Consider the following 14175-nt stretch of genomic DNA (forward strand, 5'->3'; position numbering starts at 1 on the left):
GGGAGCAGGACATGAGCAGCGATACCCAGACATTGGACATTGACGCCATCAGGCGGTTCCTGGGCGGACGCCTGGCCGGGTTTGACGGGGCGGTAGAGGTTGAGAAATTTGCGACGGGCCAATCCAATCCGACCTTTTTGCTCAAAACCTCGGCTGGAAACTACGTCTTGCGCCGCAAGCCGCCGGGGGTGTTGCTGAAATCGGCCCATGCCGTTGATCGGGAATTCCGGGTGCAAAAGGCCCTTGCGGGCACAAAGGTGCCGGTCGCCAAGGTGCATCTGCTTTGCGAGGACGATAGTGTCATCGGCTCCGCTTTTTATATCATGGAGCACGTCGCCGGGCGCAATTTCACCGATCCTGTAATGCAGGATCTGGACCCTGCAGAGCGCGGGGCCGTGATTGACGACATGAACCGTGTGCTTGCGGCCTTGCACGATGTTGATGTCGACAGTGTGGGTCTTTCGGACTATGGCCCGCCTGGCAACTATTTTGAGCGTCAACTCGGGCGTTGGACCAAACAATACCGGGCGTCCGAAACCCGCGTCATCGCCGAAATGGATGAATTGATCCAGGCGTTGGAAGCGGCCATGCCAAGGGACGACGGCCAGCGTGGATTGGTCCATGGCGACTACCGGATCGACAACATGATCTTCAGCGCGGATGCGCCCAAATGCCTTGCCGTGCTCGACTGGGAGCTCTCGACGATCGGTCATCCTTACGCGGACTTGGCCGGTGTTATCATGCAATGGCAGATGCCGCCGGGGCAGGAGGGGCGTGGCCTTGCCGGGATTGATCGCAAGGCGCTTGGCCTGCCATCTGATGAGGCCTTTATCGAGGCCTATTGCCGCCGCCGGGGCCTGCCGGGAATCGATAACTTCGGCTTCTACCTGTCCTTCAGCTTCTTCCGGATGGCGGGTATTCTGCAGGGCGTGTTGAAGCGGGCTCTGGATGGCAATGCGTCAAACCCGGAGCGGGCCGAAAAACTGGGCGGGTTTGTCCCGATATTTGCGCAAAGCGGCCTGCAGGCGTTGAAACGCTGACAGGTGGCAAAGCGCCGCGCGGTTTTGCGCGTTTCGGAGCGAGGAGAGATGCGGCCCGTTCTGTGCGTATTGTGCGCAGTGCCGGGCGTGATTGCGTGGTTTTACGTATGCCTTAACTCTCGACCCTTATGCATCCACTGCGCATTATGGACATAACAGGCGGCTCGCCAGATCTGTGGCCGCCCGGGAGGATAATTCAGATGACACAGTCGGATTGGCTGAACACAAAGAACCTTGGCGAAGGGGTTTTCGAGTTGCAGCTGGGGCGTGGCCCGGTCAACGCGCTGAGCGCCGAGTTCCTGATGGATTTTGCAGGAATGATCGCCGATTTGGGGCAGGACACGGCCGTTCGGGCGATCATCCTCAAAAGTCCGTTCAAGGTTTTTTCCGCGGGTGTCGACCTGAAAGAAGCCAAGGATTTTGACCTTGACCAGCAGCGCGCCATGGTGCGGGGGCTGAACGAAGCGGTCCTTGGTCTTTACAGCTGCCCAAAACCCGTTGTTGCCGCAGTCGGTGGGGCTGCAATCGCGGGCGGTTTGTTTTTTGTTCTCGGTTCGGACGTGCGGGTCGGTCATTCCAAATCGGCCTATGGGCTGGCCGAAGTGCGCGTGGGGGTCGATTTTCCGGTTGGCCCGCTTGAGGTCGCAAAGGCGACGCTCGATACCAATACCCAAAGACGTATGATGCTGACCGGCCAGCCCATCGGCCCGATCGCGGCCCGAAACTATGGCTTTGTCGATATCATCGCCGAAGACATGGAAGATCTTGAGATCTACTGCCTGCGGGAGGCGCGCAAGCTGGCAGAGCTGCCGCCCGAGACCTATGCATCCGTAAAGATGCAATTGCGCGGTGAAACCATCGGCCGGATCAAGGCAGCCATGGCCGCAGGCGGCAATGCACCCGAACAAGGGTGGTTCAGGGATGAAACAGCCCCGGCAATGGAACGCATGGTGCGGGGGGATGGCTGACACAAAGCCAAGGCAACAATTGGGGGAGCAAAGATGGACCAAGGCCGCTTGGAGCGTGTCAAGGCATGGCAGCAACGCTATGTGGATGAAAGAAAATATGCGGGCAGCTCGGTTCTGATCCAGCAGAACGGGGAAGAGGCGTTATTCCACGCCGCGGGCCTGCGCAACGTCCACGAGGGGCTTCCCTTTGCTCGCGATACGGTGGTTCGGATCTATTCCATGACCAAGCCGGTCACTTCGCTCGCGATCATGATGCTTTTGGAACGCGGTTTGTTTCACCTTGATGCTCCGGTGTCCGATTTTCTGCCGGAGTTCAATGAGATGATGGCATTGGTTCCAGGCGCAACGGCCATCGACCAGACCGAAGCGAGCCGCGCGCCGACCCTGCATGAGCTGCTGACTCATACCAGCGGCCTCAGCTACCCGTTCAATCCCGGCGTTCTGCCCGCAGCGATGAACGAGCGCGGATTGATGTTCAAACCAAACCAGGGAAGCCTCGCTGCGATGGTTGCCGAACTGGCGACCTATCCGCTTGCCTTTCAGCCGGGGACGCGCTGGGAATACTCTGTCAGCATCGATGTTCTGGGGCGGGTTGTCGAAGTGGTCTCGGGCAAGTCCCTGGGAGACTTTTTTCAGGACGAGATCTTTGGGCCTCTCGGCATGCGCGAAACGGGGTTCCGCGTAGCTGACGGCACCGGTGATCGCTTCGCCTCCCTCTACACGCCGCTTGCAGGGGATGCGATGGCGCTGAATGCCGCCAGGTCCGGTGGCGACACCCTGCGTCTGACAGACAGCCACGGTGGCTCTCCGTTTGAAACCGCCGACATGATGTCCGGCGGTGGCGGGCTGGTTGGGACGATTGACGACTATATGAAGTTTGCCGAGATGCTGCGCCTGCGCGGCGCCTGTGATGACGGTTTTATCATCAGCCCGCAGACTGCTGATTTCATGATGAGAAACCATCTCCCCGGCGACATCGCCTCGATGGGTCCGCAAAGCTTTGCCGAACAGCCGATGGAGGGGATGGGCTTTGGTCTTGGCGGTGCCGTGGTGCTGGATCCGGGCCGGGCGCGTTGTCCGGGCTCTGTGGGAGATTTCAGCTGGGGCGGCATGGCGTCGACGTTCTTCTGGGTCGACCCTGTGCTCGATCTGTCGGTTGTTTTCTTTACGCAGCTGTCGCCCTCCAGTTCCTATCCGTCCCGCGCCGAACTGAAGGCCCTGGTTCATGGGGCGGTCTGCCGATGAGCGAGATCATGAACCGCGAGAACCTTTGGACCCCAAGCGCGGCACGCGCGCAATCAAGCCGCATGGCCGCGTTTCAGGACTGGCTCGCCGTAGAAAAATCCCTGAGGTTTCAAGACTACAATGCGCTGTGGGACTGGAGCGTGTCCGATCTTGACGGGTTCTGGAGTGCGCTGGCGGAGTTCTTTGAGCTGGAGTTTGATACCGCTGCGTCATCCGTTCTGGGGAGCCGCAGCATGCCCGGCGCCGAATGGTTTCCGGGTGCCGAACTGAACTGGGCCCGTCATATGCTGAGGCAGGCTGGAAAAACGCCAAATTCTCAGGCACTTGTGGTCCACTCTGAAACTTTTGGCCGTACCGAACTGACTTGGGCCGAGCTGGCCGCACAGGTGGCCAGCGTCGCCAGTCATCTGCGCGAGATGGGGGTCGGGCAGGGCGATCGTGTGACCGCCGTGCTGCCCAACACGGAAACCGCCATCATCGCCTGTCTTGCCGCAACCAGCCTCGGCGCAATCTGGTCGCTTTGTGCGCCGGATATGGGGCATGTCGCCATTCTGGACCGTTTCCGGCAGATCGAACCAAAGGTCCTGATCTATCAGGATGGCTATGTTCACGCGGGCAAGACCATTGATCGCCGTGAAGTGCTGGGCACCATCGCCGACGGGTTGCCGAGCGTCGCGCAAACCATCGTTCTGCCCGTGGTCGGTGATGTTCCAAGCGGTGCACGGGACTGGCGTGATCTGGTGGGGCGCGACACGCCTTTAAGCTTTGAGCCGGTGCCCTTTGATCATCCGCTATGGGTGGTCTATTCGTCTGGCACGACAGGCAATCCCAAACCCATCGTGCATGGGCATGGCGGGATCCTCCTCGAGGGTGCCAAACAATCCCTGCATCAGGACCTGAGCGCGGACAGCCGGTTCTGCTGGATGACCTCCTCTGGCTGGGTCATGTGGAACGCGCAATTCGTGGCCTTGGGGCAGGGCGCGACGACCCTTCTTTACGACCGGGCCCCAAACCACCCTGATATGCTGGATCTGTGGCGGCGCGCTGCCGAGGAAAGGATCACCTACCTTGGCGTCGGCGCGGCCTACATAACCGCCTGCGTAAAGGCTGGGATCAGGCCCGGAAAAGAACTGGATCTGTCGGCGCTTGTGTCGCTTGGCACCACCGGCTCGCCCTTGACGTCGGATGGCTATGACTGGGTGTATTCCGAGGTCATGCAGGACATCTGGCTTGCCCCGATTTCAGGCGGGACAGACCTGTGCGGTGCTTTTGTCTGCGGCAATGTCATGCTGCCCGTGCGCGCGGGAGAGATGCAGTGCCGGGCCCTTGGCAACGCGGTGCGCGCTTTTGATGAGGCGGGAAAAGAGGTCATCGGCGCAGTTGGCGAGTTGGTCTGCACCGAACCTTTGCCTTCCATGCCCCTGTTTTTCTGGGGAGATGAGGATGGATCGCGGCTGCACTCCAGTTACTTTGACACCTATCCCGGCATTTGGCGCCATGGAGACTGGATCGAAATCACCCCCGAGGGTGGATCGGTGATCTATGGCCGTTCGGATGCGACGATAAACCGGCGCGGACTCAGGCTCGGATCTTCGGAGATTTATCAAGCAGTTGAAGGGCTCCCTGAGGTTCTCGACAGCCTGGTGGTTGATCTCGAATTTCTGGGCCGCGACAGTTTCATGCCCCTCTTTGTTGTTCTGGCCGAGGGACACGTTCTGGACGAGGCCTTGTTGGACAAGATCAAATCAGCCATCCGCAGCTCGGTCTCTGCGCGGTTTGTTCCGGATGAAATCAATGCGGTGCCAGAAATCCCGCGCACGCTTTCGGGAAAGAAGCTGGAAGTTCCCGTGAAAAAGCTGCTACTTGGGGGGGATCCTGCGAAAGTGGTGAACCGGGACTCGATGGCCAACCCGGCCAGCTTCGAGACCTTCATCGCCTATGCAAAATCGCGGGAGACCACTTGAGAAAGGCGGCGTAAATGTCTGATGCTGGGAAGGTTTTGCTCAATCTTCTGGATCTGGAGCGGCTGGATACAAATCTGTATCGTGGCATTGGATCGGGCGGCGAGACGCCAACGCGGATTTACGGTGGACAGGTCATCGCCCAGGCGCTGACGGCGGCCTATGCGACGGTTCCAGACCGTTTGTGCCATTCCCTGCACGCCTATTTCATTCGACCTGGCGATCCCGCGAGCCCGGTGATCTACCAGGTCGACCCGGCCCGTGACGGCGGCAGCTTTACCACGCGCAGGGTCACAGCCATCCAGAACGGCAAGCAGATCCTGAACCTTGCGGCATCCTTTCACAAGGAAGAACCGGGCTGGAGCCACCAGCACACGATGCCGGATGTTCCGCCGCCCGAGGGCTTGCAGAACCGGGACGAGTTGCATCAATCCCATGTGCACCGCATCGCAGAGCATATGCGCGACGAATTCACCCGTGCACGCCCCTTTGAGATCCGGGATATCCAGCCGCGAGACCCGCTGGATCCGGAAGTTTCAAGTGATATCAACCATATGTGGATCAGGATGGAGGCGGCCAAAGGGGCAGGGCCACAGTTGCAACATGTTCTGATGGCCTATGCCTCTGACTTTGGATTGCTCGGCTCTGCGCTCAGACCGCACGGGATCACCTGGTTCAAGCCCGAGGCGATGACAGCCAGCCTTGATCACGCGATGTGGTTTCATGCGCCGGTTCAATTCGAGAACTGGCATCTTTACACGATGGATTCCCCATTTGCGGGAAATGGGCGCGGGTTCAATCGGGGCTCGATCTATACCCGCGACGGTCAGCTGGTCGCCAGTGTTGCACAAGAAGGCCTGATGCGACCGATCAACCGCTGAAACGTTAGAAATTCATGTGATATCATAGCGATCGCGCAGCTTTTGCATGCCGGTGATCCAGCGGTCATAATCGGCCGTCTTTGCCTGCATGTAGTCTTTCACCTTGGGGTGTGGCAGGACAAGAAAACGATTGCTTTCAATGGCTTCAACGCAGGCGTTTGCAACATCTTCCGGCTCGAGCAGTCCATCGACGCTGGCCACACTGTTTTCCATCCCGCGGGTCATTTCGGAGCGGACGGCCTGCGGGCACAGAACCGAGACTCCAATTCCCTGGTCGCCATATGTGATCGCCAGCCATTCGGCGAAACCCACCGCAGCGTGCTTGGTAACCCCGTAAGGGGCTGCGCCGATCTGGTTCAGCAGGCCGGCTGCCGATGCCGTGGTGAGAATGTAACCGCCGCCGCGTTCCAGCATACGCGGCACAAGATGGCGAGCCGTCCAAACATGGGACATGACGTTGATGTCCCAAATCCTTTGCCAGGCGTCATTTTCCACCTCAAGGCCGCCGAGGGTCAGGATCCCGGCATTGGCGCAAAACAAATCAATCGGAGCGATCTGGTCTTCGATATCCTGAATGAGCGAGGCGATACTGTCTTCGCAGGAAACGTTCACAGTCTTGGCGATGCCGCCGATCTCAGCAGCGGTGCGTTCCGCGCCCGCAGCGTCTATATCTGCGCAGACAACATGGGCCGCGCCAAGGGTGGCAAACCTGTGCGCAAGTCCTTTGCCAATGCCACTGGCAGCTCCGGTGACGACGATACAGCGATCCTTGAGTTCCATGACAATCCTTGCGCGTTTCCATAGCACAAGCAGGCTAGCTGGCGTTTGGTGATCTGCCAATCCTATGTGACGGAACGGAACGCACAGGGGTTACATAATACTGATTATGAGATTCACGTTTGTAGCCGCAAAGCAGTAATGTCACCCATTGGCAAAGCAGAAGTGTCACTCTCCTCGCATAAGGCAACGAGGACGAGCGGACATGGGATGGGTGATGATGAGCCAGCTGTGGACGAACCGTTCAGTCCTGCCCTTCTGGAGCGGTCAGCGCCTCGTAGGCTTCATGCTGGGACAGGAACACATGACCTGACAAAGCATCCAGGAAATGGCTGCGTTTCAAGCGGTCCATCACCGGACCTTTCACTTCGGACAGGTGCAACGTAACCCCCATGTCCGACAGTCGCTGGTTGATCTCTTCCAGGGATTCCAAGGCGCTGAGGTCGATCTCGTTCACAGCCGAGCACATCAGCACGACATGTTTCATGTCCTGCGGTGCGGACTGGACGCGTGCCAGGACCATATCTTCCATCCGGCGCGCATTTGCGAAATACAGGCTTTCGTCGATCCGCAGCGTGACAACGCGGGGGTCCGTCAGAACGTGATGGCGATGAATGTTGCGGAAATGCTGGGTCCCGGGCACCTGCCCCACTTCGGCCACGTGCGGCCGTGATGTTTTCCAGACGAACAGCAGCAGCGAGACCAGCACACCGGCGGCAACCCCGGTTTCGACCCCTACGATCAATGTCAGCAGAATGGTGCTGAGAACCGCAGCAAAATCGGCTTTGGAATAGGTCCAGGCGGTCTTGAGGATCTTGAGGTCGACCAGTGACAAGACGGCAATGATGATCGTCGCGGCCAGCGTCGCCTTTGGAAGGAAGTACAGCAGCGGCGTCAGGAACAGCGCTGCGAATGTAAGCCCGACTGCCGTGAATGCACCGGCAGCAGGTGTGCGCGCGCCCGCATCGAAATTGACCACCGAGCGTGCAAAACCGCCCGTCACCGAATAGCCGCCGGACAAGGCCGATGCCAGGTTCGCAGCGCCAAGCGCCTTAAGTTCTTGGTTCGGTTGAATTTTTTGACGGCGTTTTGCGGCCAGTGTCTGTGCCACCGAGACGCTTTCGACGTATCCGATGATTGTGATCAGCGCAGCCGGACCAATGAGCGCCGGGATCAGCGCCCAATCGATCATGGGCAGCCCAAGCGGAGGCAGACCGGTGGGGACCTCACCGACCACGGAAACGCCCAAGGCAGGCAGATCCATGCCCCAGGACAAAAGGATGGTGCCGATCACTGCGAAGACGGGTCCGACGCGGGCCGCAGTCCCGGCCGCTGCCCTTGAAAGCCCCAGGCGGGCATGCAGGACATTGGCCATATGGCGGCGCACCCAGAACAGAAAACCCAACGCAGCAAGGCCGGTCGCAAGGGTCCAGGGATTGAGGCCGGTCAGCCCCTGCCCCAAAGACATCAGGATTTCCGGCAGGTTGTGACCATGGGCCGGAATACCAAGGATATGTTTCAGCTGGCTGACTGCGATCAGGATCCCGGATGCAGTAATGAAACCTGCAATCACCGGATGGGACAAAAGGTTCGCAACCACCCCGAGCCGCAACGCGCCCATGGCGACCAGCATCAGCCCCGATAGCAACGCCAGAACCGCGGCGGCGGCTGTGAACTCGGCAACTGTGTCGAGACCCAGTGGGGCCAGAGCGGATGCACTCATCAAGGAAACCACGGCGACCGGCCCCACTGCCAAAGCGCGAGATGTTCCAAAGATCGCATAAGCCACCAAAGGCAGGATCGAAGCGTACAGCCCGACCTCAGCCGGAAGTCCGGCCAACAGCGCATAGGCCAGAGATTGCGGAATAAGCATGATCGTCACAATCACGGCCGCCGTCATATCACCGGAAAAATCGATACGATCATAGCGCCGCCCCCAATCCAAAACCGGGAAGAGGCGCTGCAGATCAATGCGGGACATGGGCGATGGCATGGCTATGGCTTTCTTTGGAACCTCGGAGCCCGTCAGGTGTTAACGGATCCGGCTCAACATATTCACAAAACGATATATATGTGAACAACCAAAGGGGAAAGGCCTGTTGTTAAAATTATTCCGACAACTTGCTCGACTTCATCACATCTGGTTTGTTAATAATGGGTTACGAGTGGGGGGAACCGCAAAATCATCCCGAGCAATGACCCTGTCGTCTTGCAAAAATGCCGGGGCGTTTTTGCGAAATAAGCCTTGCATCTTTGCAGGCATCGGGTGTTTCGAGGATTGTTCAAAACAAGCTGAACAGTATGTCTTGCACATTTTCCCGTTCGGCCGGTTCAAGGGCGTGGCAAAATGGGGCCTCTGCTTTTTGCAAGGCTGGAAGTCCGAAGACCAATGCTCGTATTCAGTTATTCAAGGCCTGTTGGCTGCGTCTTAACAGGCTTTTCGCTGAGCTTTCCGCCAGCGGCAGGTTTTCCACGCGAAATTGATATGTGGCTTAACCTTGTCGTTAATCGTTTCGGATACGATCCCGGGCGGCGGCAATTGGGCGAACCCTGTGCATCCTTTGCGGAACTACGGTTGTGGACGCCATCCGCAAAAAAGCATGATAGCTTTGCGATAGTGCAAGAATTGTAGTGGGCAGAGACAGGATTGATATCCTGTCCTCGGGACAACGGGCCCATGGTCAAAAAGGCCCTCAGCCCCGGCCAGAACCGGGGCAAAGAGTGATAACCTTTAAAAGAACGCCTGCAGCCCGGTTTGCGCACGCCCCAGGATCAGCGCGTGCACATCATGGGTACCCTCGTAGGTGTTAACCGTTTCGAGGTTCACCATGTGGCGGATGACCTGGAATTCGAGGCTGATGCCATTCCCGCCGTGCATGTCCCGGGCCATCCGGGCGATATCAAGTGCCTTGCCGCAGTTGTTGCGTTTGACGATCGAAATCATCTCGGGCGCGGCGTTGGCTGCATCCATCAGGCGGCCCACCTGCAAGGAGGCCTGCAGGCCCAGGGCGATCTCTGTCTGCATATTGGCCAGTTTCAACTGGAATAGCTGCGTATTGGCCAGCGGCCGACCAAACTGCGTGCGATCCAGGCCATATTGACGGGCGGCGTGCCAGCAGGCTTCGGCCGCCCCCATGGCGCCCCAGCTGATACCATAGCGCGCGCGGTTGAGGCAACCAAACGGACCTTTCAGACCTTGCACATGCGGCAGCAGCGCGTCCTCGCCGACTTCGACACCATCCATGACGATTTCGCCAGTGATCGAGGCGCGCAGCGACGCCTTGTTCTGGATCTTCGGTGCAGACAGACCCTTCATGCCTTTTTCCAGCACGAAGCCACGAATCTTGCCGCCGTGTTCTTCGGACTTGGCCCAGACCACGAAGACGTCCGCGATCGGGGCATTGGAGATCCACATCTTGGATCCGGTCAGCTTGTAGCCGGTGGCGGTTTTCTCGGCGCGAGTCTTCATGCCGGCCGGGTCGGATCCTGCGTCGGGTTCGGTCAGGCCAAAGCAGCCGATCCATTCACCGGAGGCGAGTTTCGGCAGGTATTTCTTGCGCTGCTCTTCGCTGCCGTAGGCGTAGATCGGATACATCACCAGCGAGCTTTGCACCGACATCATCGACCGATAGCCGCTGTCCACACGCTCAACCTCGCGGGCCACCAGACCATATGAGACATAGCCTGCGCCGAGCCCGCCATATTCCTCGGGGATGGTTGTTCCAAGCAGACCCATTTCCCCCATCTCGCGGAAGATCTCCGGGTCGGTCTGTTCTTTTTCATAGGCTTCGGTGACGCGCGGCTGCAGTTTTTCCTGGGCATAGGCGCGGGCTGAAGACGCAATCATCCGCTCGTCTTCGCTCAGCTGATCCTCAAGGCGCAGCGGGTCTTCCCAGTTGAAGCCGCCAAGATCGGGCTTGTCCTTGGCCCGCAGTTTAGGTGCATCGGTCATCGTCTTGCCCCGTGATTGGTTGAAGGGTGAGTTCCCGCGCACCCTAACGGCGGGTTAAGAAAAAAAACAGCGAGACTTTGGCAAGAAAGTATGAGTATAGGTCATACATGAGCGCTCCCCGTCGATTTCTTCCCTCGATTTCCTCCCTGCGCGCGCTTGAAGCGCTTGACCGGCTGGGCAGTGCCTCCGCTGCGGCCGGAGAGCTGTCGCTGACCCAGGGTGCAGTCAGTCGCCAGCTGCAGGCGCTGGAGCGGCAGCTGGGTCTTGATCTTGTGGATCGGGCCCAGAAGAAGCTGTCTCTGACGCCGCAAGCGCAGGAATACGCTGCGGAAATCCGGATTTCTCTTAATCAGATCGCGCAGGCGACACTGCGCCTGCAAACCGCACCGCTGACCGGAACGCTGAATCTTGCGATTCTGCCGGCCTTTGGAATGCGGTGGTTGATGCCCCGCCTGCCCGAATTTGCCCGCCTGCACCCGGATGTGACCATCAATATGACCACCCGGCTGGAACCCTTCAGCTTTGCCGCGGAACCCTTTGATGCCGCGATTCATTTTGGTGAGGCTCAATGGCCCGGCACCGAGGCGATGCTCTTGAAAAGCGAGCAGCTTTTGCCGGTCTGCGCCCCGGATCTTGGGCGCGCGCAGGATCTGGGCGGTCCGGACGGGATCCTTTCGCTGCCGTTGCTGCACATTCAAACCCGCCCCGAGGCCTGGTCCGACTGGTTCAAGGCGCATGGCGTGACCCCGCCTGCGATCGTTGCGGGTACCATGTATGATCAATTTTCAACGATAACTCAGGCCGCTCTGCACGGTCTGGGGGTGGCCTTGATGCCGGATTACCTGGTGGAGCAGGATATCGCGACGGGGCGGTTGATGGCCCTGCACCCTGCCCCAACCGAAACCCGCGGTGCCTATTACCTGGTTTGGCCCGCCAGCAAATCACGCATGCCGGCGCTCATGAAATTCCGGGATTGGCTGGCGACAAAGGCGCAGCCCGAAGACCCTCTGCCGCGATGAATGACCGGGGGTGCATCCTGTACACCCCCTGTACACCGCCCGTGCACCGCCCGTGCACCGCCCTTACGCCGTGCTCGCGCCGGTTTGCGAACCCTGGTTGCAGCGGTCCTAACCGAGCGCGTAGCCCGCGCCGCGCACGGTGCGGACCGGATCATTGCCGCCATGCTGGGTCAGTGCCTTGCGCAACCTTCCGATGTGGACGTCCACGGTGCGGGTGTCGACGTAGATGTCACGCCCCCAGACCCGGTCCAGCAGCTGCTCACGGCTCCAGACCCGCCCCGGTTTTTCCATGAAAGTCGAGAGCAGCCGAAATTCGGTCGGCCCCAGTTTCAGAGGCTGGTCCGAGCGGCTGACCTTATGGGTTTCCGCATCCAGCACGATATCGTCGAATTCCAGCCGCATGCCCACGGTCGAGGGGCGTACGCGGCGCAACTGGGTGCGCACCCGGGCCATCAGTTCGATCACCGAATAGGGTTTGACGACATAGTCATCGGCGCCCGTTTCCAGCCCGCGCACCTTGTCCACCTCTTCGGAGCGGGCCGAGAGCATGATGATCGGGATGTTGCGGGTTTCCGGACGTGTTTTCAGGCGGCGGCAGACTTCGATGCCGCTGAGGTTGGGCATCATCCAGTCCAGAACGATGATATCCGGGGTGTCCTCCTCGACCAGAAGCAATCCCTCTTCGCCATTCTCGGCACGGATCACGCGAAACCCATCCGCCTCAAGATTGTAGGCCAGTACCTCGCGCTGCGCCAGTTCGTCTTCGACGACCAGGACGGTTGGCTGCTCGGCTGCCATGGTCAGACCTCCTGCGGCGTGGTCGAGGTGGTGTCGGCCTTGGGCCGGTCCTCTTCCGGACGGCTGCCGGTGACCAGGTAGATCAGCTCTTCGCAGATCGAGGTCACGTGGTCGCCCATGCGCTCGATGTTCTTGGCAATGAAATGCAGATGCATGCAGGGGGTGATGTTGCGCGGATCTTCCATCATGTGGGTCAGGAATTCGCGGAACAGCGCGTTGTACATCTGATCGACGTCGCGGTCGCGGGTGATCACGTCATGGGCCAATTCTACATCGCGCTGGATATAGGCATCAAGCGCGTCCTTCAGCATCAGTTCGACCTCGCGCGCCATGCGGCGCAGGGCGGCGGCGCTGTCTGCACTGTCATGACCCTGAATGAGAACGCCGGTACGTTTCGCGATGTTCTTGGCGTAATCGCCGATGCGTTCGAGGTTGCCGGCAATCTTCATCACCGACAGGACCACGCGCAGGTCCACTGCTGCCGGGGCGCGGATCGCGATGACGCGGGCGGCTTCCTCGTTGATCAGCTCTTCGAGACCGTCGATGGCCTTGTCATCGGCGCGCACCTTTTGCGCCAGTTCTTCGTCGCGGGTTTCCAGGGCGCGCGCGGATTCCATGATTGCGGCTTCGACGAGGCCGCCCATTTTCATGATCCGGGCCTGGATCGCCTCAAGGTCCCGGTCGAATGCGGATGCGATATGTTGCTCTACCATGTCTCAGTCCTTGATTGCGCGGATCAGCCGATCCGGCCTGTGATGTAGCTTTCGGTGCGCGGATCTTCGGGATTGGTGAAGATCTGGCCCGTGTTGCCGAACTCGACCAGACTGCCCAGATGGAAGAAGGCGGTTTTCTGGCTGACGCGGGCGGCCTGCTGCATCGAGTGGGTGACGATCACCACCGAATAGCTGGCGCGCAGCTCGTCTATCAGCTCTTCGACCTGGGCCGTTGCGATGGGGTCCAGTGCGGAACAGGGCTCGTCCATCAGCAGGACCTCGGGTTCGGTGGCAACGGCACGGGCGATGCACAGGCGCTGTTGCTGACCGCCCGAAAGACCAGTGCCGGGCGCGTGCAGGCGATCCTTGACCTCGTCCCAGATCGCGCCGCGACGCAAGGATTTCTCCACGATCTCGTCCAGTTCCGCCTTGTTGCGGGCAAGGCCGTGGATACGCGGACCATAGGCCACGTTGTCGTAGATCGATTTCGGGAAGGGGTTCGGTTTCTGGAACACCATGCCCACCTTGGCCCGCAGCTGCACCGGATCCACGCGCTTGTCGTAGATGTCCTCTCCGTCCAGGAGGATTTCTCCGGTCACGCGGCAGATGTCGATGGTGTCGTTCATCCGGTTCAGGCAGCGCAGGAAGGTCGACTTGCCACAGCCCGAGGGGCCGATGAAGGCGGTCACCGTATTGCCCTCGATCTCGACATTCACGTCCTTGATCGCATGGGTGTCGCCGTAATAGACGTTGACGTTCTTCGCCGAGATTTTGGTCGTATTGGTCACGGTCTTGTCCAGTGTGCTCATGTCGTTCATATC

12 protein-coding genes are annotated in these 14175 nt (G+C 59.5%); 6 read left to right on the forward strand and 6 right to left on the reverse strand.

All coding sequences use genetic code 11. The features are described 5' to 3' along the window. The first annotated feature begins 11 nt into the window (after window positions 1–11). The 5 genes from AADA15_RS00115 to AADA15_RS00135 all read left to right on the forward strand — a co-directional run bounded on the left by AADA15_RS00115 (window position 12) and on the right by AADA15_RS00135 (window position 6095). Window positions 12–1040: a phosphotransferase family protein gene (locus AADA15_RS00115; protein WP_341639513.1), complete on the forward strand. Its 1029-nt coding sequence runs from the start codon at window positions 12–14 to the stop codon at window positions 1038–1040. Between the two features lie 200 nt (window positions 1041–1240). Continuing rightward, window positions 1241–2008: an enoyl-CoA hydratase/isomerase family protein gene (locus tag AADA15_RS00120; RefSeq protein WP_341639514.1), complete on the forward strand. Its 768-nt coding sequence runs from the start codon at window positions 1241–1243 to the stop codon at window positions 2006–2008. A gap of 33 nt (window positions 2009–2041) precedes the next feature. Further along, window positions 2042–3253 carry a serine hydrolase domain-containing protein gene (locus AADA15_RS00125; protein WP_341639515.1) on the forward strand — a complete coding sequence of 404 codons (1212 nt, stop codon included), beginning with the start codon at window positions 2042–2044 and terminating at the stop codon, window positions 3251–3253. After that, on the forward strand, window positions 3250–5217 hold the full coding sequence (locus tag AADA15_RS00130) for an acetoacetate--CoA ligase (RefSeq protein ID WP_341639516.1): 1968 nt from the start codon (window positions 3250–3252) through the stop codon (window positions 5215–5217). Before AADA15_RS00125 ends, AADA15_RS00130 begins: the two co-directional genes overlap by 4 nt. 14 nt (window positions 5218–5231) lie before the next feature. Further along, window positions 5232–6095, forward strand: coding sequence for an acyl-CoA thioesterase (locus tag AADA15_RS00135; RefSeq protein WP_341639517.1), 864 nt, complete (start codon window positions 5232–5234; stop codon window positions 6093–6095). Window positions 6096–6107: 12 nt separating this feature from the next. Here the strand turns inward: AADA15_RS00135 and AADA15_RS00140 are convergent, their stop codons facing one another. From AADA15_RS00140 to AADA15_RS00150, 3 genes are all read right to left on the reverse strand, one after another. After that, window positions 6108–6875, reverse strand: a complete 768-nt coding sequence (locus AADA15_RS00140; protein ID WP_341639518.1) for an SDR family oxidoreductase — start codon at window positions 6873–6875, stop codon at window positions 6108–6110. Window positions 6876–7116: 241 nt separating this feature from the next. Then, a complete protein-coding gene (locus tag AADA15_RS00145; protein WP_341639519.1) occupies window positions 7117–8853 on the reverse strand; it encodes a SulP family inorganic anion transporter in 1737 nt (578 codons plus the stop codon). A gap of 750 nt (window positions 8854–9603) precedes the next feature. Beyond that, window positions 9604–10824 carry an acyl-CoA dehydrogenase gene (locus AADA15_RS00150; protein ID WP_341639520.1) on the reverse strand — a complete coding sequence of 407 codons (1221 nt, stop codon included), beginning with the start codon at window positions 10822–10824 and terminating at the stop codon, window positions 9604–9606. Between the two features lie 107 nt (window positions 10825–10931). On the opposite strand from AADA15_RS00150, the gene AADA15_RS00155 reads away from it, so the two are divergent. Continuing rightward, complete coding sequence (locus AADA15_RS00155; protein WP_341639521.1) at window positions 10932–11843, forward strand: LysR family transcriptional regulator; 912 nt, start codon at window positions 10932–10934, stop codon at window positions 11841–11843. A 108-nt stretch (window positions 11844–11951) separates the two neighbouring features. Here AADA15_RS00155 and phoB read toward each other — a convergent pair whose 3' ends face one another. Genes phoB through pstB form a run of 3 tightly spaced genes read right to left on the reverse strand, consistent with a single transcriptional unit; the run spans window position 11952 to window position 14172 of the window. Further along, window positions 11952–12641, reverse strand: coding sequence for a phosphate regulon transcriptional regulator PhoB (phoB, locus tag AADA15_RS00160; protein WP_341639522.1), 690 nt, complete (start codon window positions 12639–12641; stop codon window positions 11952–11954). A 2-nt stretch (window positions 12642–12643) separates the two neighbouring features. After that, the gene (gene phoU / locus AADA15_RS00165; RefSeq protein ID WP_341639523.1) at window positions 12644–13354 is read right to left on the reverse strand and encodes a phosphate signaling complex protein PhoU; all 711 of its coding nucleotides are present in this window, start codon (window positions 13352–13354) and stop codon (window positions 12644–12646) included. A 23-nt stretch (window positions 13355–13377) separates the two neighbouring features. Beyond that, the gene (gene pstB / locus AADA15_RS00170; protein ID WP_341639524.1) at window positions 13378–14172 is read right to left on the reverse strand and encodes a phosphate ABC transporter ATP-binding protein PstB; all 795 of its coding nucleotides are present in this window, start codon (window positions 14170–14172) and stop codon (window positions 13378–13380) included. Between the last annotated feature and the right edge of the window lie 3 nt (window positions 14173–14175).

The sequence above is a fragment of the Phycobacter sedimenti genome (assembly GCF_038148855.1).
Lineage (GTDB): Bacteria > Pseudomonadota > Alphaproteobacteria > Rhodobacterales > Rhodobacteraceae > Phycobacter > Phycobacter sedimenti.

Coding starts and splice junctions, on each gene's coding strand:
- AADA15_RS00115 (WP_341639513.1), top strand. CDS start 12: ATGAGCAGCGATACCCAGACATTGGACATTGACGCCATCAGGCGGTTC.
- AADA15_RS00120 (WP_341639514.1), top strand. CDS start 1,241: ATGACACAGTCGGATTGGCTGAACACAAAGAACCTTGGCGAAGGGGTT.
- AADA15_RS00125 (WP_341639515.1), top strand. CDS start 2,042: ATGGACCAAGGCCGCTTGGAGCGTGTCAAGGCATGGCAGCAACGCTAT.
- AADA15_RS00130 (WP_341639516.1), top strand. CDS start 3,250: ATGAGCGAGATCATGAACCGCGAGAACCTTTGGACCCCAAGCGCGGCA.
- AADA15_RS00135 (WP_341639517.1), top strand. CDS start 5,232: ATGTCTGATGCTGGGAAGGTTTTGCTCAATCTTCTGGATCTGGAGCGG.
- AADA15_RS00140 (WP_341639518.1), bottom strand. CDS start 6,875: ATGGAACTCAAGGATCGCTGTATCGTCGTCACCGGAGCTGCCAGTGGC.
- AADA15_RS00145 (WP_341639519.1), bottom strand. CDS start 8,853: ATGTCCCGCATTGATCTGCAGCGCCTCTTCCCGGTTTTGGATTGGGGG.
- AADA15_RS00150 (WP_341639520.1), bottom strand. CDS start 10,824: ATGACCGATGCACCTAAACTGCGGGCCAAGGACAAGCCCGATCTTGGC.
- AADA15_RS00155 (WP_341639521.1), top strand. CDS start 10,932: ATGAGCGCTCCCCGTCGATTTCTTCCCTCGATTTCCTCCCTGCGCGCG.
- phoB (WP_341639522.1), bottom strand. CDS start 12,641: ATGGCAGCCGAGCAGCCAACCGTCCTGGTCGTCGAAGACGAACTGGCG.
- phoU (WP_341639523.1), bottom strand. CDS start 13,354: ATGGTAGAGCAACATATCGCATCCGCATTCGACCGGGACCTTGAGGCG.
- pstB (WP_341639524.1), bottom strand. CDS start 14,172: ATGAACGACATGAGCACACTGGACAAGACCGTGACCAATACGACCAAA.